The sequence below is a fragment of the Chryseobacterium sp. MP_3.2 genome, from assembly GCF_035984805.1.
Classification (GTDB): Bacteria; Bacteroidota; Bacteroidia; order Flavobacteriales; family Weeksellaceae; genus Kaistella.
In genome coordinates this window covers 379271-402697 of record NZ_JAXCHW010000001.1, presented here as the reverse complement: position 1 = coordinate 402697, position 23427 = coordinate 379271, and the positions used below count along the sequence as shown (strand labels likewise).

Here is a 23427-nt window from a genome sequence, read left to right as displayed (position 1 = left end):
TGCTTTGGGTTTTTTTTTGTAGAATTACCTACATTTACTTTACAACTAATACCATTATGAAATGACAGGTTTACATCGTTTTCAAGATGAAAATTTAACAATCGCAGATTTCTTTAAAGAAGTTTTGGTGGTATGTCCAACTTGTCAAAAGAAAGCATTGGCAACAGTTAATTTTGAGGAAAAGCTTGCGTATTTAATTTGTCTTCAATGTGGACTAAATAAAAAAATGACCACTCAAATTTCAAATAATGCAACGATTAATTTATCTGCAGACCAATATTTTGATGCGCAACTTTGGCTCCAAGCTCCTTTTAAAAGCGATAACTTCTGGTCTTATAATGAAAGTCATTTACATTATCTGGAACTATACATCAGTGCAACTTTGCGTGAACATAAAGACCGAACGCATTTTACCCTTATCGAAAAGCTTCCAAAGTTTTACCATGACGCCAAAAATAGAACAGCACTTTTAAAAATTATCAGTAAACTGAAAAGTAAAGTTTAAAATATAATACGTCTTAATTCATAATGAATTGGTTCCAGTAATTTCAGCAAAATCTCGTTCGATCATCAATATTATACTTTTTTAACAAAAAGCTAGGAAATAAAAAAAGATATGATTTTCTTAAATTTGACTGTACTGCAAAAGAATTGAACATGATTATTTTGTTTTCAACTAATAATTATCCTAAATAAAATATTGTAACATTTTTTATTAAGCCAAAATCAATACATAAAAATGGAAAGATCTCTTAAAAACCAAGTTGCTCTGATAACAGGAGCTTCCAGTGGAATCGGAACTGGAATAGCAAAAGCAATGGCAGAGTCTGGAGCAACTATCGTTGTAAATCATTCTTCCGAACACAGTCTGGAAAGTGCTCAAACGGTTGCGAACGATATCATTAAAAAAGGAGGAAAAGCGATTACTTATCAATGCGATGTGTCCCAGGAAACAGAAGTTGTGAATATGTTTCAAGATGTTGTTTCTCAATTAGGAACTGTAGATATTTTGGTCAATAATGCTGGAATTCAAAAAGACGCAAAATTTACAGAAATGACCCTCGATCAGTGGAATGCCGTAATCAATGTCAATCTAACCGGTCAATTTCTCTGTGCAAGAGAAGCCATCAAAGAATTTCTCCGTCGCGGAATTGATCCTGCAAAATCCGTCGCATGTGGAAAAATAATTCATATTTCTTCCGTTCACGAAATAATTCCCTGGGCAGGACATGTAAATTATGCCTCCAGCAAAGGTGCGATCCGCATGATGATGCAAAGTTTAGCGCAGGAATATGGCGCCCAAAAAATCCGGGTCAATTCCATTTGTCCTGGTGCCATTCAAACTCCCATCAACACAAACGCTTGGAACACGCCAGAAGCGCTGGATTCCCTTTTGACTTTAATTCCCTACAACAGGATCGGAACTCCCGAAGATATTGGCAATCTCGCCGTTTTTTTAGCCAGTGATTTATCAGATTATATTACAGGAGCAAGTATTTTCATCGATGGTGGAATGACCACCTTTGAAAGTTTTGCAACCGGCGGATAAATTCCCCTACATTGGAGGGGTGGCAAAAATTTTAATTTTTGACGGGGTGGTTTTAACATTTTTTTGGGCGCACATTTCCGCCTTCCGTTCCCGCAATTTTCATTTTTTTCAAAAATAAAAATGTGCTCCACTCAAGTCGGGGCGCGGTTCAGATCAAGTAGAAAATTGAGTATTACTAAAAATAAAGCCAATTTATTTCCAGCCACCATCCATCATCCATCTTCCATCATTCACCATCAAACATCCATCAAAAAAACAGACCCATGACAGTAGAAGCGAAAAGAATTTCCGAGATTTCCTGGAAAAAATGGGGACCTTATGTGAGCAATCGCGAGTGGGGTTTGGTTCGGGAGGATTACAGTGAAAATGGGGATGCCTGGAATTATACCAATCATGATACCGCCGAAGCAAAAACCTATCGATGGGGCGAAGAAGGAATTTGCGGAATTTGTGATGATCAACAAATGCTCGTTTTTTCCGTAGGATTTTGGAACAAGAAAGATAAAATGGTGAAAGAACGGTTTTTCGGACTTACCAATGGTCAGGGAAATCACGGTGAAGATGTGAAAGAATATTTCTACTATTTAGATAACACTCCGACGCATTCTTACATGAAAATGCTTTATAAGTATCCTCAAAACGCCTTTCCTTATGAAGAATTAATTCAGAAAAATGCTTCCCGCGGAAAAGAGGAAGCGGAATATGAATTGATTGACACCGGTATTTTTGAGGGTAATGAATACTTCGATATATTTATTGAATACGCGAAAGAATCTCAACATGATATTCTGATCAAAATTACGGTGGACAACAAATCGGTAAAAGATGCGCCGCTTTTTATAATGCCTACCGTGTGGTTTCGGGATACCTGGAGTTGGGGTTACGATGATTATCTTCCCAGCCTCAATAAAATTTCTGATGATTGCATTAAAATCGAACATAAAGATCTCAGTCTCAAAAATTTTTACGCTAAATCTTCCGCCAGATTATTATTCTGCAACAATGAAACAAATAATGTTCGCCTCTACACTGTAGCGGAATCTGATCCTTATCCCAAAGATAGCCTCAACAATTTTATCATCAACGGAAATAAAGATGGGATCAATCTCGAAAATAAAGGAACAAAAGCCGCTTTTATTCTGGATGAATTAATTCTGGCAGAAACAACGCAGATCTTTGAGTTTCGTTTAAGTGATAAAGATTTAGCCGATCCTTTCAAAAACTTTTCAAAAATCTTTGACCAAAGAAAAAAAGAAGCAGATGAATTTTACCAAAACATTCAAAAAGGAATAGAAACCGAGGATGAGAAATTGGTGCAGCGACAAGCTTTTGCAGGAATGTTGTGGAACAAACAATTTTACCATTACAATGTTGATAAATGGCTAAAAGGTGATCCGTTCGAAATTCGACCCCCAAAATCCAGAAAAGAAATACGAAATTTTGACTGGAAACATCTCAGTAATGCCGATATCATTTCCATGCCCGATAAATGGGAATATCCGTGGTATGCAACTTGGGACACTGCTTTTCACTGTCTCAGTTTTTCTTTAATCGACCCAGATTTTGCCAAGCAACAGTTGAAATTATTTACGCTGGATTGGTATATGCACCCTAATGGACAATTGCCAGCTTATGAGTGGAATTTTTCAGATGTCAATCCGCCGGTTCATGCCTGGGCGGTTTTTCGCGTCTTTAAGATTGATGAATGCATGAAGGGAAAACCTGATCTGGAATTTTTAGAGTCGGTATTTCAAAAATTATTAATGAATTTCACCTGGTGGGTCAATAAGAAAGACCGAAACGGAAATAATATTTTTGAAGGCGGTTTTCTTGGTTTAGATAACGTAGGAGTTTTTGATCGCAGCGCAAAATTACCCAATGGGGAACGTTTGGAACAAGCCGATGCAACCAGCTGGATGGCAATGTTTTCTTTAAATATGATGCGAATTGCCATAGAATTAGCGCAGTACAATCATGTGTATGAGGAAATGGCGACTAAGTATTTTGAGCATTTTCTGGCAATTGCAAATGCACTAGACAGTATGGGAGACGAAGGTTTTTCTCTCTGGGATGAAGAAGATGAATTCTTCTATGATGCCCTCTGCAGAAAAAATGGCGATCCGCTTTACTTAAAACTTCGAACCATTGTGGGATTAATTCCCATGTTTGCCGTAGAAGTAATTGATGATGAAATACTGCAGAAACTTCCCCTCTTCAAAGAAAGAATGGACTGGATCCTGGAAAATAAGCCAGAACTTGCCGCCCTGGTTTCCAGATGGGAAGTAAAAGGGGAAAATTCCAAACACTTACTCAGTCTGCTACGCGGTCACCGCTTAAAAAGATTACTCTACAGAATGCTGGATGAAAAAGAATTCTTAAGTGAGTTTGGAATTCGCTCCCTTTCTAAAGTTTATGAAAATGATCCTTTTGAAATTGAGCTGAATAATGTTGACTATACGGTAAAATACACGCCGGCGGAAAGTGATAGCAATATGTTTGGCGGCAACAGCAATTGGCGCGGTCCGGTTTGGTTCCCGATTAATTTTTTAATAATTGAGAGTTTGCAGCGGTTTTTCTTTTACTACAGTCCGGATTTTATGGTAGAATATCCCACCGGAAGTGGAAAATATTCTAACCTGGACGAGATTGCCGCTTCTTTGGGAAAACGCCTTTCCAATATATTTCTGGAGGATGAAAATGGTAAACGCGCGGTAAATGGTCAATATCCAAGATTTCAGGAGGACAAAGATTTCAAAGATTATATTTTATTTTACGAATATTTTCACGGCGATAATGGCAGAGGAGCAGGAGCCTCTCACCAAACTGGCTGGACGGGATTGATTGCTAAAATTCTGCAGCCGCGGCTGGAACAGAAAGAATTGGCTGTTAAGGAAACTGAAGCGGCAAAATAATAGTCTGCTACAGACTTAAAATTACACCATTTTCTTTCAATTGTTGCAACGGTTTCGAAAACCAAAATAATTCAAAATCTTCAAAATTTTCCTCGAACTGAGTTTTCAATCGTTGCAGTGTTAATTTTTTAGGGTTTTCCGAAGAATTTTCTGCGAAGATTTTCATCAACCATTTTGCTTTATTGCTTTCCAGTTCTAATTTTACAATATTGGTTTTCAGATGAAACGTGAGCCTCGTAAAATCGTAAGAATTTCCTTTTTTTGTCTTAATGAAATTTTCGACTTGCGCATTTTTGTCTAAAAAAACGAGTTTTGAATTTCCTTTAAAAATAAAACTTTCCTCTTCTAAAAGACAATCGTGAATGTAATCTGGATCAATGGTCGTTTTTGGAATTTTAAAGTCAAACCAATTTTTCAAGGGAAGATCGAAATTAATTCCATGCATATAATTGAGTAAAGATTTTTTTAAACCAAAACTAAACTGACTATGGTCAATTCCAGTTTTATCTGTAAATTCAATGTCGTTATGCGCGAATAAAATTTCATTCATTATGGGTTCAACGCCAAATTCTGCAGGATCTTTTCCAATTGGCGAATGTGCCGTTAATGCAAACTGATGCCAAAATCCACTTTGAATAATTCCCATTTCAAAAAGTTGTCTTACCATTTCCAAGGAATCTATGGTTTCCTGCTCTGTTTGCGTGGGAAATCCATACATCAAATAGGAGTGAACCATAATTCCGGCTTCCGTGAAATTACGGGTTACTTTCGCAACTTGTTCAACGGAAACGCCTTTGTCAATTAATTTGAGCAATCTGTCACTCGCAACTTCTAAACCACCAGAAACTGCTACACAGCCTGAAATTTTCAGTAAAAAACATAAATCTCTGCTAAAACTTTTTTCAAACCGAATGTTTGTCCACCAAGTTACTACGAGATTTCTACGCAAAATTTCCAGCGCAACTTCGCGCATTAATGCAGGTGGAGCGGCTTCATCTACAAAATGGAAACCTGATTCTCCCGTTTGTTCGATCAATTCCTCCATTCGATCCACTAGAATTTTAGCGGAAATGGGTTCGTAAATTTTTATGTAATCTAGAGAAATATCGCAAAAAGTACATTTTCCCCAATAGCAACCATGCGCCATTGTCAACTTATTCCAACGACCATCGCTCCATAAACTGTGCATTGGATTGGCAATTTCGATGACTGAAATATATTTATCGAGAAGCAAATCAGAATAATCCGGAGTTCCCACAAAGGCTTGTTTATAATCGGATTTCGAGGTGTTATTTTTATAAACAACTATCTGATTTTCCAGAATAAAAGTTCTTTTGAATTCATAAACCACCCCGTCAAAATTCTTGGAATTTTGACACCCCTCCAAAGGAGGGGAATTAACAACAGATTGATACACCAATTCCAGCGGTAATTCGCCGTCATCTAAAGTGATATAATCGAAAAATTCAAATACTCGTTGATCTTTTAATTCGCGCAATTCTGTATTTGGAAATCCACCTCCCATGACGACTTTGAGATTTGGATAATTTGCTTTAATAAATTGAGCGCATCGAAAAGCGGCATATAAATTCCCCGGAAACGGAACGGAAAAACAGACCATTTTGGGTTGGATCAAATCTATCTTTTCCTTTAATATTTTTAAAGTAAAATCATCAGTAAAAGTTTCCTGATTATTGAGTTTTGAATAGAGTTCATCGAAAGAATTTGCACTTTGACCAATTCTTTCTGCGTAGCGACTAAAACCGAAATCTAGATCAATATTTTCAACAATAAAATCTGAAATATCTTCTAAATACAAGGTTGCAAGATGTTTTGCTTTGTCTTGTAAACCCATATTTCCAAAGGCAAATTCCATATCATCGAGTTGGTTAAAACGCGATGCTTCCGGCAGAAAATTCATGCTGCAAATTTGCCGGGCTAAAGTCGGATTTTGATTTTGCAGAAACAGAACGACCTGATCGATGGTTTTTATATATTCTTCTCTCATCGCAAAAATCCTTTGAGAATTTTCAGAGGTTACTTTCAAATCGAAGACATTTGAAAAGACTTTCTGAATTCCTTCTTTCGAAAATAATTCCAAAATCACCTCAATTCCAAGGTCCATTTGATAAGAGGAAATGTGTTTCGTGTTCAAAAATCCTTTAATATAAGCCGTTGCGGGATAAGGAGTATTGAGTTGCGTAAAGGGTGGAGTGATGAGAAGGAGATCTTTCAAACAGAATTTCTTTTTGCAAATTTATTGTAAATATAATAGAACCACAAAAGTCACAAAAGCACGGTGCAATTTATTTCTAAAATGGTCAGAAAATTTAACTTTTACAAAATTTTGCAATTATTTTTAAGAATAAAAACTTTTGTGACTTTTGTGGTTTAAAGTTTACAAATCGAGATCTCCTGCAGCTTCTGGCTGATAAATAATTTCGTCGATTTTAATTTTCGTCATTCCAGAAGGAATTACCCAATCGATTTCATCACCAACACGGTATCCAATTAAAGCGGAGGCAACGGAAGAAAAAATAGAAATTTTATTTTCTTTGATATTCGCCAAATGCGGATAAACTAGCTGAAATTGGATAGGCTTGGTGTTATTTTCAAAGTGAATCTTAACAATGGAATTCATGGTAACTACATCTTTCGGAATTTCCGCAGAAGAAACAATTTTCGCGCTGTGTAATTCGGCAAGTAATTTTTCTGCATCTTCTGTGAATTCGCGTACGGTCTTGTTTTGTTATGATAATTTGTTCCATGTTTTGTGTTTAGGAAAGGATAAAAAAAAACCGTCTGAATTTTTCAAACGGTTTATATGACTATCAATTGAAAAATTTTATTAATCTTTAAATTGAAGATTTTTTTCTTCTAATAATTTTTGCTCCTGCTCTTTGTAGAATCCAGAAACTAATTTTTCGTGAATTTTCTCAAAGGCAGCTAATGTTTCATTGATTTCGGCATCTGTGTGAGATGCAGTTGGAATTAATCTCAACAAAATCATTCCTTTTGGAATTACGGGATAAATAACCACTGAAGTGAAAATTCCGAAATTTTCTCTTAAATCACGGGAAAGTAGAGTAGCTTCAACGGTAGAACCCTGCATCATTACAGGAGTTACGCAAGTATTTGAACCGCCTAAATTAAATCCTCTTTCTAATAAACCATTTTGTAATTTGTGAACATTTTCCCACAATTTCGCTTTGATTTCTGGATTAGAACGTAAAAGATCTAATCTTTTTAATCCTCCGATGACCATTGGCATTGTTAAAGATTTTGCAAAAACCTGGGAACGAAGATTGTATTTTAAAATTCGGATAATATCGGCATCTCCTGCGATGAACGCTCCGAAGCCAGCCATTGATTTTGCGAAAGTTGAGAAATAAACATCAACTTGATCTTGACAACCTTGTTCTTCACCAGCTCCGGCGCCAGTTTTTCCTAAAGTTCCAAATCCATGAGCATCATCAAGTAAAAGTCGGAAATCATATTTAGATTTTAAATCACAGATTTCTTTTACTTTTCCCTGCATTCCGCGCATTCCGAAAACTCCTTCTGTGATGACGAGAATTCCGCCACCTTGTTCTTGAGCCACTTTGGTAGCACGAACCAGATTTTTCTCTAAACTTTCAATATCATTATGTCTGAACGTAAAACTTTTACCCATGTGCAAACGAACTCCATCTACAATACATGCGTGAGAATCTGCATCATACACAATTACATCATGTCTTCCAACTAAAGCATCAATGGTAGAAACCATTCCTTGATACCCGAAATTTAAAAGGTAAGCTGCTTCTTTGTCTACAAATTCTGCTAATTCTCTTTCTAATTGTTGATGTTGTTCTGTTTCTCCGGACATTGCTCTGGCTCCCATTGGGTAGAACATTCCGTATTCTGCAGCGGCCTTTGCATCTGCTTCTAAAACTTCTGGATGATTACAAAGTCCTAAATAATCATTCGCGCTCCAAAAAATGACTTCTCTTCCCTGAAATCTCATTCTCGGACCGATTGGACCTTCTAATTTCGGGAAAACAAAGTAACCTTCAGCATAATCAGCAAATTGACCTAATGGACCGGGATTTTCCCTTAAACGCTTAAAAATATCTTTCATTATCTGTTATAAATTTATTATTTGTAAGTGGAAACAAAGTTACCAAAAAATTCAAAAAAAAACCTCGTCATATCTACTGAAAAGGTTTTCTCTATATCTTAATAACTTTTACTTAATTCGTTCTGTTTTAAAAACTTCTTCGTAGTTATGGACACAATTGTTAACAAATTTCTGCTCTTCCATCCATACATCACTATAAACTTTAGTTATATATCTTGATCCGTGATCTGGAAAGATTGCGACAACTAAGTCATCTTTTTTAAAGGGATTTTTCACGGCATATTGCAATAAACCTTCAATCACCGCACCGGTAGTATAACCGCCCATTATTGCTTCTTTCAAAGCGATTTCTCGTGTTCTGTAAGCGGACATTTCGTCATTTACACGTACAAATTCATCAATCTGATCAAATAGCAATGCGGAGGGAATCAAATTTTTTCCCATACCTTCGATTTGGTAGGGATGAATATCTTCTTTATTAATTTCGCCAGTTTCGTGATATCCTTTTAGGATGGAACCAGAAGCATCAACTCCAATAATTTTAATACCAGGATTTTGTTCTTTCAAATATTTTGCAGATCCTGATAAAGTTCCACCAGTTCCGGTACATGCAATAAGGTGCGTGATCTTTCCTTCTGTTTGTTTCCAAATTTCGGGTCCTGTACTTTTATAATGGGCATCAATATTCAATTCATTGAAGTATTGATTGATGTAAATTGAATTAGGTGTTTCAGAAGCAATTCTTTTTGCCACTTCGTAATATGATCTGGGATCATCTGCGGGAACGTTTGCAGGACAAATATAAACCGTAGCTCCAAGCGCTTTCAAATAAGCAATTTTTTCTGCTTTGGTTTTGTCACTCACAGACAAAATACACTTGTATCCTTTAATAATACAAACCATCGCAATGGAAAAACCGGTATTTCCAGAAGTTGTTTCTATGACGGTTGAACCTGGTTGGAGTAAGCCTTTTGCTTCTGCAGCTTCTATTATATGTAATGCAATTCTGTCCTTGGTAGAATGTCCGGGATTGCACGATTCTAATTTCGCATAGACTTTTGCAGGAATATCCTTCGTGACAGTGTTAATTTTCACCATCGGAGTATTACCAATTAAGCCTAAAATGTTATCGTAAACATGAGTCATTGTTTCCTTTTTTCTCTTTAAAACCGTCTGCAAAAATACTAAAAATTTAACAATTCAACAATTTATCTGCTGGTTTATGATTTAATGCATATAATCTATACAATCTTAGCGAAAAAATTTTATAGAATCACCACTACGTAATAAAGTGAGGCTATTTAAAATGTGTTAAAATATCTGAATAGTAAGGTAAAAACCTTATTTTCGCACATTGAATTTTATTTATGAAGAATTGGTCTTTTAAACAGTGGAATACCCTTCTGGGATGGGCAGTTTTCCTAATTGCATTTATCACTTATCTCTCTACAATTGAAAAGAATTTTAGTTTTTGGGATACTGGAGAATACATTGCATCAGCCGTAAAACTAGAAGTTACTCACGCACCAGGAGCCGCACTTTTTCAGTTGATCGGTGCAGTGGCAGCAATGCTTGCCTTTGGTAATGGAGAGAATTACTCTATCGTCATCAATGGAATGTCGGCTCTATTTAGTGCGCTTACGATTTTATTTCTGTTTTGGACCATCACGCATTTGGTTAGACGACTTTTAAAGAAAGATTTTGAAGAAATTACGAAGCATCAAGAAATTTCTATTCTTTTCGCTGGAGTAATTGGGGCCTTGTCTTTTACTTTTTCTGATACGTTCTGGTTTTCTGCTGTAGAAGGGGAAGTTTATTCTATGGCTTCCTTATTTATCGCCTTACTTTTATGGCTCATCACGAAATGGGAAAATGAATACCATGATGCTGATAATGAAAGATGGATTATCTTAATATTTTTTGTCACGGGTTTATCCGTGGGTGTTCACATGATGGGCATGCTTGCGATTCCAGCAGTTTGTCTGATATACTACGCCAGAAATTATACATTTTCTTGGAAGAGTTTTCTTTGGGCCAATATAATTACGCTCGTAATTTTAGGGATCGTCTTCAAAGGAATTTTCCCTTTCATTATGAGTATGTTCGGAAAATTAGAAATTTTTGCCGTGAATGGCATTGGTCTTCCTTTCCATGCGGGAACAATCATTGCCTTTGTGATTTTAGTGGCATTGTGTTACTTCGCCATTAAATATGCGAAAAAAGCAAAGAAAAATATCTATCAAATGATTGCCCTTTCGGTGGTTTATATGATTATCGGTTTTTCTTGCTGGATGGTTATTCCAATTCGTGCGAATGCCAATCCGCCGATGAACTTGAATAATCCTGATAACGCAATCGGAATGTTGGATTATTATAACCGGGAACAATATGGAGACTGGCCAACTGCTTATGGACAGAATTACACCGCCCATTTAGATGCGAATGGAATTTTAAAAAATGAAGACGGTAGTTATAAAACCTTAAAAACTGGTGATGTTTACGAAAAAGACGAAGTTTCTGGAACTTACAGAAAAGTTGGGGACCGTTTTAATTACGTTTACAATCCTGATCACATCAGTTTTATGCCGAGAATGTTTAATGAGGACAAAGATGTAATGGCCAATTATATGTCTATGTACGGAAAGCCTGATTTTTCCTTCAACTATGCCAATGAAGAAATTGCAGACAGCCCAGAAGCAAAACAAATTTTCGATGATCTGCGGAAAAAATATGATGATGGTTCGATTAAAGTTGATGACTATCTACAAGTTAAACCTTATAATTTAATCAATGTTCAGCGTCCGAGTTTAGGACAAAATCTGGATTATTTCTTCACCTTTCAAAACGGATATTATTTTATGAGATATCTGCTTTGGAATTATGTAGGGAGGCAAAATGATTTGGAAGGTCACATGGAAAATAATCGCGGAAACTGGATTTCTGGAATCCCGATTTTGGATAATGCCATGTGGGGAGACCAAAGTAAAATGCCCGCAAAGTTCAAAAATGAAAGTACTGTTGCATTTTTCTTCTTACCCTTTATCTTAGGTTTAATAGGCTTTTTCTTCCAACTTAATCGAGATTTTGGAAGGTTCTACGCCATTCTTTCCCTTTTTGTCCTTACGAGTATTGGAATTGTTTTTTATACCGGTGTTAAACCTTTTGAAGTTAGAGAAAGAGATTACGCCATGGTTGGTTCTTTTTATGCTTTTGCGATTTGGATTGGTTTAGGTGCTGCTGCAATTTTATGGTGGCTTCAAGATAAAGTAAAATCGAATCCCGTAAATATTGGTGCTGGAGTTGTTTTGCTTGGAATTCCTCTCATGATGGGATTTCAAAATTATAATGTTCATGATAGAAGCAATAGAACTACCGCTTATGATTACGCTTATTCTACTCTAAAATCTTTGCCAAAAGATGATATCCTATTTGTCTATGGCGATAATGATACGTATCCGATTTGGGGAATGCAGGAAACATCCGGACTTAGAGATGATGTGAAAGTGGTGAACTTTACGCTGTTATCTACGCCTTGGAATATTGATCAGGTCAAAAGAAGAACTTATAATTCGATGCCGATCCCTTCCGTCCTAAAACATGAAGATTACCGAGATGGTACCAATGATCAGGTCTTTTTAATGAGTCCAGAAGATTGGAAAAATGTTTTTGCCAATATAGAAGATCAGGGAGCGCCACCCGAAACTTTCGCAGAATTTCGTCAGTTTTTGACCAAAGATTCTATGTCTTTGAAGGAGGCTATCAACTTTATTAAAGTTAAATCAGATAATAAAGATCAGATTTTGAAAATGCTTTTTGGAGAGGAGAAATATGAGAAGTTTAACTTCTTGCCAGTTTCTAAATTCACTCTTCCTGTAAATAAGCAAAATGCGGTAAAATCTGGAACAATCTCTGCTAAGGATTTGGGAGAAACGGTAGATACCATCAGCATTGATTATAAAAGTAATCGAATGTTTAAAAACAATTTAATATTATTGGATATATTGGCAAATTTTGATTGGACCAGAGCCATCAATTTCTCATCTGGTGGAATTTATGATCCAGAAAATATTTTCTTCCTCGGCGATTATCTGCAATTTGATGGTTTTAGTTACCGTTTAGTTCCCATTAAAACCAAAGAAAGGGAAGATGGTGAAATGGGCAGAGTAGATGCAAATTCACTGTACAATATTGTCAAAAATTACAAATGGGGAAATTTTAAAGATTTGAGCGTTCACTTTGATGAAACGTGTACCCAAAATATTGTGAGTTATAGAAGTTCTGTTAGTCGCGCCGCAGAAGCTTTAACCCTTTCTGGACAAAAAGCAAAAGCGTTAGAATTATTGGATTTAGCATCCAAAGAAATTCCTGTTCAAAAATACAATGATCCTAGATCTTTAAGTTCCATTGTCTACGGTTACATTGTTTCTGGACAAGAACAAAAAGGTTTAAAACTAGCAGAGGAATTGAAGAAAGAAATTTTTGTTGAATATGATTATTACGGAAGCCTTAGTGCAGATGAGCAACGTTTCGTTTCGAAACAAATGCGCACAAAACCTTTGGAATACTCTCTAATCATTGGAGCCGTTACGGATGCGTATGAAAAAATTGGACAAAAAGATAAAGGCTATACGTACTTGGTAAAATCCATTGAACCTATTGATAAGAGATTTCAGAATTTTGTGAAAGATTTGCAAACCATGGGAAGAGAAAAAGCCATTAACGAATCTGAAAAAGTTCAAAAAATCACCCCTTTTTATACGTATCTTTTTGATGTGATGGAACCTTATGATTCTACGTACGCGCAAGAAAAAGAGAATCAAATAACCAATGCCATGATGAAAGCAACTCAGTAATCGTGCGATTCACTAAATTAATATAAAACAAATGACTCCAGCAGATTATATCAAGCAAGTTCCGAAAGCAGAACTTCATCTTCATATTGAAGGCAGTTTCGAACCAGAATTAATGTTCCAGATTGCGCAGAGAAATAAGATTGCAATTCCGTATGAAAGCATTGAAGAATTGAAGAAAGCCTATCAATTTGGGAATCTTCAGGATTTTCTGGATATCTATTATGCGGGTGCCAATGTTTTAATTCATGAAGAAGATTTTTACGATCTCACGATGGCTTATTTTCAACATTGTGCCGAAGAAAATGTGGTTCACACGGAAATTATGTTTGATCCGCAGACACATACCAAGCGCGGAATTGCTTTCTCTACCGTAATCAATGGAATACAGAAAGCTAGAGTAGAGGCGGAGTCAAAATGGGGCATTTCTTCTTTGCTCATTATGAGTTATTTGCGGCATTTATCAGAAGAAGATGCCTTTGATACATTAGCGCAATCATTGCCCTATAAACATTTAATCAAAGCGGTAGGACTTGATTCTTCGGAGAAAGGAAATCCCCCGTCTAAATTTCAAAAAGTTTTTGATGCCTCTGTGAAAGCAGGTTATATTCCTGTTGCACATGCGGGCGAAGAAGGACCTGCAGATTATATTTGGGAAGCTTTGGATTTACTACAAGTCGCCAGAATTGATCATGGAAATAATTGTTTATCAGATATTTCCTTGGTTGATCGATTAGTGAATGAAAAAATGGCACTTACGGTTTGTCCTCTTTCTAACACTGCACTTCGGAATGTAGATGAGATCAAAAATCATCCGTTGAAAAAAATGCTGGATTTAGGCTTAAAAGCAACGGTAAATTCTGATGATCCTGCTTATTTTGGTGGTTATTTGACTCAAAATTACCTGGATTGTATTGAGGCGTTGGATCTTACTTTAGAAGAAGTGAAACAATTGGTTCGCAACTCTTTTGAATATTCTTTTTTACCCGAAGGCAGAAAACAAGAATTGATCGCTCAACTTTAAAAAATTTCACGTGAGATATTGTGCTTTTCTTCGTGGAGTCAATGTTAACAGTACTTCTATGAAAATGGCAGATGTTTGCAAGGTGGTTGAAAGTGTGGGAATAAAAGAAGTTTCGGCAGTTTTAGCAACGGGAAATATTTTATTCTCCTCTGAAGAAAATACAACTTTTTTGAAGGAAAAACTCCAGAAAGCTTTGTCAGTAGCTTTCAATTATGAAGCTTTTCTTTTTCTTAAATATGAGGAGGAAGTCCGAAATATTGTAGAGCATTGTCCTTTTGAAAAAACTACCGAATCTCACATTTATATTTTTCTAGGAAATGCAGGAATTGAAATTGAGCTTTTAAATCAGTTTTCAAGCTGCCTGAATATTTCCACTGGTGAAGATGCACAGATTTCTCATAATTATTTTTACTGGAAAGTTCCGAAGGGAAATACGCTTAATAGTGAATTTGGAAAAATTTTAGGAAAGAAATCCTTCAAAGATCAATTTACCTCTAGAAATATCAACACGCTGGAAAAGGTGCTGAAGAAATTGTAAATTTTACATAAGTTGTTTGAAGTTCCAGGATCTTTTAAATCTGTCAAAGTCTCAGCATAATTTTCAAAAGCACAGAATTAGAGAAAAAGGAGACTAAAATCACACTTAATCAGAAACGATAAAATGTCCTATAATTTATATTATGTTAAATTGGATTGGTTTTTAGAATTGTAATTGGTTGTTAATCAATTAACCTAGACCGATTCACAATGATAATGTATACGATAAGATATATGGGCTTAAATTGATAATTAGCAAAAGTTTATGGATTGTCCGACGAAAAATATACTTTCTCCACATTAAACTTAATTAAACTTATCAGTCGAAATAATTGCAATCATAATTTTCCATAAAATAATTTCACTTGTATTACTTTTAAGAAATTTTCCAGTATTGATTTTATAATTTTAATTAATGAAATATCTTTACTTTTTAAATGTATAATTTTCTTTGTCTGCATTTCATGTAGCTCCTGAAAAGCATAAGGAACCATTTCATATTTACGTATTTTTTCATTCCAGCGAGGGGCTGAATCTGCGAATTCAATAATGTCGAAAAGTAATTTTTTATTGTTTTTTGGTCTTACTGAATTGTTGGTTCTACTGAATCTGGTGGCATACGCAACAGACGAAACAAAACCTCTGTCAAAAGCAATTGTTCCGTGTTTTTACTGATAAAGTTTTACCGAAATTTCCACATCTACAGATAAATTTTTATCGATGGGCAAAAGTTTTCCATTCTCTATATATCTTGGTGTAATGGTATATTTGTAAATACCGAAAATTGCTTTTTTTGAGTCGATATCTGTACTTGGTACATGTACCCAGTTAAATTTTTGAATAGGGGAATATAAAGTAAAATTTTTATCATAGGTTGAAATACCACTCCCCTTCCGAAAAGTTTCATCAAAAGTTAGTCTATTGTAATCGAAATGAAATACTAAATCCTGCAAGATTTGTAGCTAAGCTAGAAGCTACCTCAAAAGCCAGGAGTACAATTGCATCGCCGGAATACGCGCGAACACTCACGCCATTTTTGGTCTTAAAGTTTTGCATAGGATTGGTTTTCAGGTGATTTAAAAAATAAAATTACAATTATTTCAAATCAAGGGATAGCGTCTATTCACCCCAAATGAGTTCCACTGTGGTTTGCAATTAGAATCGCATCTTATTTTAAAGAAAGTGAAAAAAAGTCTTCCAATTTTGGAAGACTTTCATTTTATTTTTTAAAACATTTTTCTAGGAATTGATCTTGTTCCCACAAAACGTGCATGATGTTTTCTTTGGCCGCATATCCATGAGCTTCTTTAGGTAAAAGAACCATTCTAACAGGTGCTCCTAAATTTTTCAACGCTTGGAAATAACGCTCTGTCTGAAGCGTGAATGTTCCCGGATTATTATCTGCATCACCATGAATCAATAACATGGGCGTTTTCATTTTATCAGCGTTCATAAAAGGAGACATGGTATTGTAAATCTGTGGAACATCCCAATAATTTCTCTGCTCTCTCTGGAAACCAAAAGGCGTTAATGTTCTGTTATAAGCACCACTTCTTGCAATTCCACACGCATAATCTTCGGAATGGGTCAAAAGATTGGCGGTCATGAAAGCTCCGTAAGAATGTCCTCCAACCGCAACTTTATTGCGATCAATGTAACCTAATTTATCAACTGCATCGATGGCGGCTTTACCATTAGCAACCAACTGTGGAATAAAAGTATCATTCGGCTCTACTTTTCCTTCGCCAATAATTGGAAAGGCTGCATCATCTAAAACCGCATACCCTTTTGTTACCCAATAAATAAATGAGCCGTAGCTTGGAAAAGTGAAGTCATTCGGATTTTGAGTGTTTTGTCCTGCTGTGTTTTTGTCCTTATATTCTGTAGGATACGCCCAAATCAAAAGCGGTAATTTTTCCTTTGGATTTTTTCGATCGAAATTAGGGGGTAAATAAAGCGTTCCAGATAGTACTACCCCATCATTTCTTTTGTAGCTGATCACTTCTTTGTACACATCTTTGATGGATTCAAAAGGGTTTGCAAAAGTCGTAACTGGCGTAGATTTTTTAGATTTTACATTTCTAACGTAATAATTCGGATACAAATTAGAAGATTGCTGAACGATTAGAATATCACCTTTTTGGGCATCTAGAATATCAACTAAATCTTCTTTGGAACCTTTTAAATCAGAGGTGTACCATCTTTTCTTTTGCTGCGTTGCTAAATCTAATTCATCAATAAATGGTTTCTGACCGTCTTTTGTAAAACCATCTCCGATAAGGAAAGCCCTATTGTTTTTGATGTCAATAACATTTCTTCCGTATTGGTTTTTAGTTCTGTTAAAATTTCCAGGATCGCTGTAAACGTCTTGAGAATTACGGTCTTCAATAATTTTTGACGTGTTATTTTTTAGATTGATTAAATATGCTTTTGTATTTCTGGTATCATACCAATTTTCTGTAACCAAAGCATAATCACCATTGGACCAACTCACATTATCGTAACGTTGTGAAGTCCTAAAAAATTCCTTTGGAGCACCGCTAAAAGGAGCTTCCCACGTGAAAATAGCATCTCGGAAATCTGCTTTTTTGCTTTGATCGCCACCATCTAATGCTTCCGCGAAAACTAAAGTTGCAGGTTGATCATCACGCCATTCCATATCTCTTCTCCCTGTACGAACAGAAGAAAAACCTTTTGGCATAATTTCCGTTAGCGGAACATTATTTACCGCTTTTACCATTTTACCATTTTTATCATAGATATGAGTGGTCATGGGAAATCTGTTTAAAGGAACGATGTATGAAAAAGGTTTCTGAATGGTGGTGGTCATCAAATATTCTCCATTTGGCGAAAAGCTTAGTCCCGCAAATAGATCTTGATCCATGAATTTTTTTGAGTTGCCATTCAAGGCAATTTTAAAAACTTCAGAACTCGTTAAAACTTCAAAATTCTTTTCGTCTTGTGGATTTCTTAATAAATCTTGGTAGGTTCTATTTTGAGAAACTTTTCCGTCTGCTGTGGAAACAATCGGTCCTGTTGGTAAATCTTTTTGACTGTTTAAAAGAGCCGGTCGATTATTCGGCAATAATTTCACCAATAAATTTTCTGAATCGCGGAACCATAAGTAAGGTGAACCTAAATTTGCATTGAGGTTAGCATTGCTGATTTTTTTTGCTGTAGCAGATGCTAAATCCAAAATCCACAACTCTACTCCATTGCTCACCGTATTGGTAAAGGCCATTTTCTTTTCGTCTGGAGAAAAAGTAAGGCTGGTAATTTTTGCATTTTCTGGCAACCCTTTTACCTGCACTTCCATCTTATCATTCAGTTTACGAACTTTCAGATTGTTGATGTATGTGATGGAACTGGAAATATTGGTAATCGGATTAATTCGTAAACCCCCTAATTTCATTTCGTCTTGGTTAAGGTCATCTAGAGTTTTATACGTATCGCGGTAAGAAAAAACCATCCAATTTTTTTTACTGTCCATCATCACAGATGGAGCGCGCTGAAAATCTGCAAGTTGCAGAATTTCTGCGGAAGGTTTTTGGTACGTGATGTTTTCCTGAGCATTGGTGATGTTCAAAAATGCGAGGAGGCAAATTGTTAACTTCAATTTCATTGGGTGAAAATTTTTAGTGATTTATTCTGAAAAAAAAAGCAGTAAAAAATTACTGCTTCAATAGGGAAAAGATAAGAAATATTTTAGAAACTTACCAAGAAGTTTCTTTTCTCCTGTCAATCATGTGGTCAATAGAATATTTACCTGGACCCATGGCAAAAAGTAAAAGGTAAACAGAGAGATAGAGCAAACTTAATTCTCTCTTTGAAAAAATATCACTGGAATGAACAAAGAAGGCCGCAACAAACATTGTTATAATTAAAAATCCTAATGAAAATCTTGTAAAGAGACCTAAGATTATAAAAATAGAGCATACAAATTCTGCAAAAACCGCTAGAATTAAGGACGTTTTTTGACCCAATCCAAGAAAGTTATAGAATGTAATTTCTTCTTCTGAAAAAAGCAATTGCAATTTTGGAAATCCGTGAGAAAGCATTGCGAATCCTATAAAAACCCTAACAATTAAAAGGATGATATCTACAGTTATAGGATTTTGTTTGATTGAATTTAAATAATTCATGCAGTAAATTTTTACATGTTGGAGCAAATACTTAGAAAACCGTGGAACAAGTGTTCATTTTACCGGTATCCAAAGTTTTTAAGATCTCTGTCATTTTTTCGCCAGTCTTTCTTCACCTTTACAAATAAATTAAGATGAATTTTTTTTGAGAAAAACTTCTCTAAATCAAGTCTGGCTTCAGTTCCAACTTTTTTAATGGCTTCACCTTTGTGTCCGATGATAATACCTTTTTGCGTGTCACGTTCCACATAAATAACCGAATCAATGAAGATAATTCCCTCATTTTCTTTAAACATTTCGGTGACCACTTCTACGGAATAAGGAATTTCTTTTTCATAATTCAAAAGAATTTTTTCCCGAATGGCCTCGTTTACAAAGAATCTTTCAGGCTTGTCCGTATACATTTCCTTGTCGTAATACGGTGGATTTTCTGGTAGTAATGATTTTAGTTTAGGTAAAATTGCATCCGTATTAAATCCTTTCAAAGCGGAGATGGGAAGAATTTCTGCTTTCGGAATTCTCTCATGCCAAAGGTTCATCACCTTTTCTAAATCTTCTTGGTTAGATTCATCAATTTTATTGACCAAAATTAAAACGGGAACTGGTATTTTATTAAGTTTGTCCGTGAGAAATTCAAAAGGCTCTGTGCGGTCTAAAATATCCACGATGAAAAGAAAAACATCAGCATCTTGCAAAGAATCCTTTACAAAATCCATCATTTTTTCTTGCAATCCATATTTTGGATCTAAAACTCCGGGCGTATCAGAAAACACGATTTGTAAATCTTCTTCATTATAAATCCCGAAAATCCGGTGACGGGTTGTTTGTGCTTTTTGCGTAACAATTGCTAATTTCTCGCCCATCAATTGGTTAAGAAGCGTAGATTTTCCGGCGTTCGGTTTTCCCACTATATTTACAAATCCTGCTTTGTGCATTCTATTTTTCTATTTAAACATTAAAGATGATGAGTATTTCAAAATCTTCGCAAAGGTAGTAAAACATTGTTGGACGGTTAAAGGTATCCTTTAATTTAACTGAAAAGTTCACTTTCTAAGAAGTGAATTTTTCAGGTCAGCTTAATTTTCGAATCCTTTAAATAGGCAACGCAGTCTTTTGCCCACAATTCATAGCAAAACTCTGAAGGATGAATTCCATCACTAAAAAATTGAGCAACGGTTTCTCCTTCTTTTAATTTGCCCAGCCATTCTACAATATTAATTTTTTCCATTGGAAAATAGACCTTTTTATTTTGCAAAACCTGTTCGTTCAAATGCGCTGCAAGCAAATTTTTGTGATTGCCTAAAACAAATTTCATTTCTTTAGTAAAAGCGGGAAGAACTTCAATGGTTGGTAATTGCGCAAAAAGTAAAGGAGTTTCTGGAAATTTACCTCTTAAAGCATCAATAAGAAGTTGAATATTTTTCCGCCATTTTTTAGGATGCGCAAATTTAAAGGTATCATTGGCACCAATTCCGATAACAAGTAAATCGCAGTGAGTCTCTTTAATTGTAGGAATTATCTTTCTCTGAAGTTCCTCTACAGTAGCTCCAACTTTGGCGTACACTTTCCAATGAATCGTTGAATTTATTAATTTTGAGATTTCTGCGGAAAAATGACCAGCAAAAGCATCTTTATGAAATTCTGAACCGACGCCCGCGAACGAACTTTCGCCCAGGAAAAGAATTTTTAAACTCTTTTCACCGTCTACATTTATTACGCCTTCAGTATTTTTCGCTTCTGGCAAAAATTGAACTTCCTTTTTAATCTTTTTTCCTTGAAAATAAATAATGGGAAGCAAAGGAAGTGATTTCAGAAGGTGAAGAGTATAACTGCTTTTCATTGGATGAGATTTCCTTTACTTTTTTGAAACAATTGGTAAAATTTCATTCTCGAGGAGACCAAATTTTTGACGTTCTTCTGAAGAAAATTTTTTCGAATAAAAATTGATATCTACAGTAAAACCCGCATTTTCTAATCTTGAAAAATAATCCATTCCATACCAACGAACATGATCATATTGACCGAAATGCTTCTGCCGCTCTTTGGGATCTGTAATGGAAAAATCCTCATAACTTTTTTCTAATGAATTTTTCATTGGAACTTGAAATATTCCCCAACCACCCTTTTTCATGACACGATACAATTCACTCATCGCTTTTTGATCATCTTCAATATGCTCTAAAACGTGATTGCAAAAAACAACATCAAAACTTTCATTTTCAAAGGGCAAATCCAAAATATCAGCTTTTACATCGACGATAGGAGAATATAAATCAGCGGACGTATAGTCCAGATTCTTCATTTTTTTAAATTTCCGCAGAAATTCTTGCTCAGGCGCGATATGAAGGATTTTATAATTTTGAGTAAAAAAATCAGTTTCATTTTTTAGATAAAGCCACATTTGTCGATGCCTTTCTAAACTTAAAGTTCCCGGCGAAAGTGCATTTTCTCGCTGCTTTCCATAACCGTAAGGTAGAAACTTTCGGTATGATTTGTTATCAATTGGATCTGTAAATTGGTTGCCTTTGAAAAACAGAACAATTAAAGGTCGCGCAATTATGCTTGCTTTAATTAATAAAGGCCGTGGAATTTTATTGAGGAGAAATTTGGTGATGTTTTTCAAAGGATTTTTATTAAATAATATTGTCTAATTTTATTTGAGGAGAGCGGCGAAGCCGCGAAATATTGGTAGCGTTTCAGTCAATATTTGTAGATGTGCGAAGCACCGAAATTTTGGTTTTAAATTAATTCGTAGAACATGTATTCTTCATTATAATCAATCTCAAATTTCTGCAAAAAATTTAAATATTCCTCTTTAAAAGATTTTTTTTCATGATGCTCTTCTTGGTTTATGATATAATTTATAACATCGGAAACTTGGGATTTTCCATAAGAAAAAGCTCCGTACCCTTTTTGTCATTCAAATCTTACAGGTAAAAATTTCTTCTCATTTATAAATTTTGAAGAATTAGACTTGATGTTATTTACTAAACTAGAGATGGATTGTGTTGGTCTTAAACCAACTAGAATATGAATATGATCAGCCATTCCATTTATGGCTAATAATTTATGGTTATTGTTTTGAATAATTCCGGTGATATATTTGAACAGTTCATCTTTCCAATTTGATTGTATCAGACCGTCACGAAATTTAACGGCGAATACAAACTGGACATGAATTTGGGTGTAGGTTGCGTTTGAATCTGACATTATATAATTGAATTAAAAAATAAAAAAAGATATATCTGAACGCTTCATATCATTTTTGATTGGAAATATGTAACACCAATATTTCGCGACTTCGCCGCTCACTATAAAATCATATTTCCCTACCGATATATCGCAGCTTCGCCGCTGCTTTTTCATAAATATTTTACAGCTCCAATGAAAATTTGTTCTCCCCATCGCTCACTCTTGAAAAAGGAAGCGCTACCAATATTTCGCAGCTTCACTGCTGCATTCCATAATAATCTAAAACTCCAGCGTAAATGGTTTTTCTTCTTCGCTTTTTATTCCTAAAGCTTCGTAAATATATTTGTAGGTGGACAGCAAAACGGGTTTGCCATTGATAATACAAACATCATGTTCAAAATGCGCAGAAGGTGAATTATCTACCGAGGTTACTGTCCAACCATCATCATGAAATTTTACTTTCTCGGTACCGAGATTTACCATGGGTTCTATGGCGAGAACGATTCCATCTTTTAGAACTTTACCACTTCCTTTTCTTCCATAATTAGGAACTTGTGGATCTTCGTGCATTTTTCTACCTAAGCCATGACCGACTAATTCCCGCACAACTCCGTAACCGTTTTTCTCACAGTGTTCTTGAATGGCATTAGAGATGTCTCCTACTCTTTTCCCTCGAACGCATTGTTCGATCCCTTTATATAAAGATTCTTTGGTGATTTTTAATAATTTTTTGGTTTCGGGCGCCACTTCACCAACTTCGAAAGAATAAGCATGATCGCCATAAAAACCATTCATGTACACGCCACAATCTACAGACAAAATATCTCCTTCTTCCAGTGGTTTTTCATTTGGAATTCCGTGAACTACTTCAGCATTTGGAGAAATACACAGGTTTTTTGGAAAACCGTACATTCCTAGAAAAGCGGGTTCACCACCATGATCGCGGATAAACTCACCACCCAAATTATCTAGGTGTAAAGTAGTGACGCCGGGTCTAATTTCCTTGGCAATCATTCCCAAAGTTTTAGAGACCAATTGAGCGCTTTCACGCATCAATCTTAGTTCCTCTAATGTTTTTAATATAATCATAAATGAAAGTCG

At 35.5% G+C, this 23427-nt stretch carries 18 protein-coding genes and 2 pseudogenes; 7 read left to right on the top strand and 13 right to left on the bottom strand.

Annotated elements, in window-relative coordinates; translation table 11 throughout:
• Positions 1–61: 61 nt before the first annotated feature.
• The 4 genes from RCH13_RS01860 to RCH13_RS01845 all read left to right on the top strand — a co-directional run bounded on the left by RCH13_RS01860 (position 62) and on the right by RCH13_RS01845 (position 4461).
• Positions 62–505: a hypothetical protein gene (locus RCH13_RS01860; protein WP_326985505.1), complete on the top strand. Its 444-nt coding sequence runs from the start codon at positions 62–64 to the stop codon at positions 503–505.
• Between the two features lie 234 nt (positions 506–739).
• The gene (locus RCH13_RS01855; protein ID WP_326985504.1) at positions 740–1549 is read left to right on the top strand and encodes a glucose 1-dehydrogenase; all 810 of its coding nucleotides are present in this window, start codon (positions 740–742) and stop codon (positions 1547–1549) included.
• A 120-nt stretch (positions 1550–1669) separates the two neighbouring features.
• Positions 1670–1816: a hypothetical protein gene (locus tag RCH13_RS01850; protein WP_326985503.1), complete on the top strand. Its 147-nt coding sequence runs from the start codon at positions 1670–1672 to the stop codon at positions 1814–1816.
• Entirely contained in the window at positions 1813–4461 is a 2649-nt protein-coding gene (locus tag RCH13_RS01845; RefSeq protein ID WP_326985502.1) for an MGH1-like glycoside hydrolase domain-containing protein, read from the top strand. The genes RCH13_RS01850 and RCH13_RS01845 overlap by 4 nt, the downstream gene beginning before the upstream one ends.
• A gap of 7 nt (positions 4462–4468) precedes the next feature.
• Here RCH13_RS01845 and RCH13_RS01840 read toward each other — a convergent pair whose 3' ends face one another.
• From RCH13_RS01840 to RCH13_RS01825, 4 genes and pseudogenes are all read right to left on the bottom strand, one after another.
• On the bottom strand, positions 4469–6697 hold the full coding sequence (locus RCH13_RS01840) for a B12-binding domain-containing radical SAM protein (protein WP_326985501.1): 2229 nt from the start codon (positions 6695–6697) through the stop codon (positions 4469–4471).
• A gap of 162 nt (positions 6698–6859) precedes the next feature.
• Positions 6860–7186, bottom strand: a pseudogene (locus RCH13_RS01835) (GreA/GreB family elongation factor); the annotation flags it as partial.
• A 123-nt stretch (positions 7187–7309) separates the two neighbouring features.
• Entirely contained in the window at positions 7310–8581 is a 1272-nt protein-coding gene (locus tag RCH13_RS01830) for an aminotransferase class I/II-fold pyridoxal phosphate-dependent enzyme (RefSeq protein WP_326985500.1), read from the bottom strand.
• Between the two features lie 108 nt (positions 8582–8689).
• Positions 8690–9727, bottom strand: coding sequence for a PLP-dependent cysteine synthase family protein (locus tag RCH13_RS01825; protein ID WP_326985499.1), 1038 nt, complete (start codon positions 9725–9727; stop codon positions 8690–8692).
• 221 nt (positions 9728–9948) lie between these two features.
• On the opposite strand from RCH13_RS01825, the gene RCH13_RS01820 reads away from it, so the two are divergent.
• Genes RCH13_RS01820 through RCH13_RS01810 form a run of 3 tightly spaced genes read left to right on the top strand, consistent with a single transcriptional unit; the run spans position 9949 to position 14993 of the window.
• Positions 9949–13434 (top strand): glycosyltransferase family 117 protein, encoded by a 3486-nt coding sequence (locus tag RCH13_RS01820; RefSeq protein ID WP_326985498.1) that lies wholly within the window; start codon positions 9949–9951, stop codon positions 13432–13434.
• A gap of 31 nt (positions 13435–13465) precedes the next feature.
• Positions 13466–14455, top strand: a complete 990-nt coding sequence (locus tag RCH13_RS01815; protein ID WP_326985497.1) for an adenosine deaminase — start codon at positions 13466–13468, stop codon at positions 14453–14455.
• A gap of 10 nt (positions 14456–14465) precedes the next feature.
• Positions 14466–14993: a DUF1697 domain-containing protein gene (locus tag RCH13_RS01810; RefSeq protein ID WP_326985496.1), complete on the top strand. Its 528-nt coding sequence runs from the start codon at positions 14466–14468 to the stop codon at positions 14991–14993.
• A 667-nt stretch (positions 14994–15660) separates the two neighbouring features.
• On the opposite strand, the gene RCH13_RS01805 is transcribed toward RCH13_RS01810, so the two are convergent.
• The 9 genes and pseudogenes from RCH13_RS01805 to map all read right to left on the bottom strand — a co-directional run bounded on the left by RCH13_RS01805 (position 15661) and on the right by map (position 23415).
• A complete protein-coding gene (locus tag RCH13_RS01805; protein ID WP_326985495.1) occupies positions 15661–15945 on the bottom strand; it encodes a hypothetical protein in 285 nt (94 codons plus the stop codon).
• Positions 15911–16048 (bottom strand): hypothetical protein, encoded by a 138-nt coding sequence (locus RCH13_RS01800; protein ID WP_326985494.1) that lies wholly within the window; start codon positions 16046–16048, stop codon positions 15911–15913. The genes RCH13_RS01805 and RCH13_RS01800 overlap by 35 nt, the downstream gene beginning before the upstream one ends.
• Positions 16049–16211: 163 nt before the next feature.
• On the bottom strand, positions 16212–18614 hold the full coding sequence (locus tag RCH13_RS01795; RefSeq protein ID WP_326985493.1) for an alpha/beta hydrolase family protein: 2403 nt from the start codon (positions 18612–18614) through the stop codon (positions 16212–16214).
• A gap of 91 nt (positions 18615–18705) precedes the next feature.
• Positions 18706–19134 carry a DoxX family protein gene (locus RCH13_RS01790; protein WP_326985492.1) on the bottom strand — a complete coding sequence of 143 codons (429 nt, stop codon included), beginning with the start codon at positions 19132–19134 and terminating at the stop codon, positions 18706–18708.
• 59 nt (positions 19135–19193) lie between these two features.
• Positions 19194–20069: a GTPase Era gene (era, locus tag RCH13_RS01785; RefSeq protein WP_326985491.1), complete on the bottom strand. Its 876-nt coding sequence runs from the start codon at positions 20067–20069 to the stop codon at positions 19194–19196.
• A 131-nt stretch (positions 20070–20200) separates the two neighbouring features.
• A complete protein-coding gene (locus RCH13_RS01780; protein ID WP_326985490.1) occupies positions 20201–20974 on the bottom strand; it encodes an SGNH/GDSL hydrolase family protein in 774 nt (257 codons plus the stop codon).
• A 15-nt stretch (positions 20975–20989) separates the two neighbouring features.
• Positions 20990–21757: a class I SAM-dependent methyltransferase gene (locus tag RCH13_RS01775; protein ID WP_326985489.1), complete on the bottom strand. Its 768-nt coding sequence runs from the start codon at positions 21755–21757 to the stop codon at positions 20990–20992.
• A 116-nt stretch (positions 21758–21873) separates the two neighbouring features.
• A pseudogene (tnpA, locus tag RCH13_RS13910) lies at positions 21874–22344 on the bottom strand (IS200/IS605 family transposase).
• 261 nt (positions 22345–22605) lie between these two features.
• Complete coding sequence (gene map / locus RCH13_RS01765; protein ID WP_326985487.1) at positions 22606–23415, bottom strand: type I methionyl aminopeptidase; 810 nt, start codon at positions 23413–23415, stop codon at positions 22606–22608.
• Positions 23416–23427 lie beyond the last annotated feature (12 nt).

Excerpts from the sequence above, each read along its gene's own strand:
- RCH13_RS01800 (WP_326985494.1), bottom strand. The coding sequence starts at position 16,048 with ATGCAAAACTTTAAGACCAAAAATGGCGTGAGTGTTCGCGCGTATTCC.
- RCH13_RS01790 (WP_326985492.1), bottom strand. The coding sequence starts at position 19,134 with ATGAATTATTTAAATTCAATCAAACAAAATCCTATAACTGTAGATATC.
- RCH13_RS01780 (WP_326985490.1), bottom strand. The coding sequence starts at position 20,974 with ATGAAAAGCAGTTATACTCTTCACCTTCTGAAATCACTTCCTTTGCTT.
- RCH13_RS01815 (WP_326985497.1), top strand. The coding sequence starts at position 13,466 with ATGACTCCAGCAGATTATATCAAGCAAGTTCCGAAAGCAGAACTTCAT.
- RCH13_RS01850 (WP_326985503.1), top strand. The coding sequence starts at position 1,670 with ATGTGCTCCACTCAAGTCGGGGCGCGGTTCAGATCAAGTAGAAAATTG.
- map (WP_326985487.1), bottom strand. The coding sequence starts at position 23,415 with ATGATTATATTAAAAACATTAGAGGAACTAAGATTGATGCGTGAAAGC.
- era (WP_326985491.1), bottom strand. The coding sequence starts at position 20,069 with ATGCACAAAGCAGGATTTGTAAATATAGTGGGAAAACCGAACGCCGGA.
- RCH13_RS01820 (WP_326985498.1), top strand. The coding sequence starts at position 9,949 with ATGAAGAATTGGTCTTTTAAACAGTGGAATACCCTTCTGGGATGGGCA.
- RCH13_RS01795 (WP_326985493.1), bottom strand. The coding sequence starts at position 18,614 with ATGAAATTGAAGTTAACAATTTGCCTCCTCGCATTTTTGAACATCACC.
- RCH13_RS01830 (WP_326985500.1), bottom strand. The coding sequence starts at position 8,581 with ATGAAAGATATTTTTAAGCGTTTAAGGGAAAATCCCGGTCCATTAGGT.
- RCH13_RS01860 (WP_326985505.1), top strand. The coding sequence starts at position 62 with ATGACAGGTTTACATCGTTTTCAAGATGAAAATTTAACAATCGCAGAT.
- RCH13_RS01825 (WP_326985499.1), bottom strand. The coding sequence starts at position 9,727 with ATGACTCATGTTTACGATAACATTTTAGGCTTAATTGGTAATACTCCG.
- RCH13_RS01845 (WP_326985502.1), top strand. The coding sequence starts at position 1,813 with ATGACAGTAGAAGCGAAAAGAATTTCCGAGATTTCCTGGAAAAAATGG.
- RCH13_RS01855 (WP_326985504.1), top strand. The coding sequence starts at position 740 with ATGGAAAGATCTCTTAAAAACCAAGTTGCTCTGATAACAGGAGCTTCC.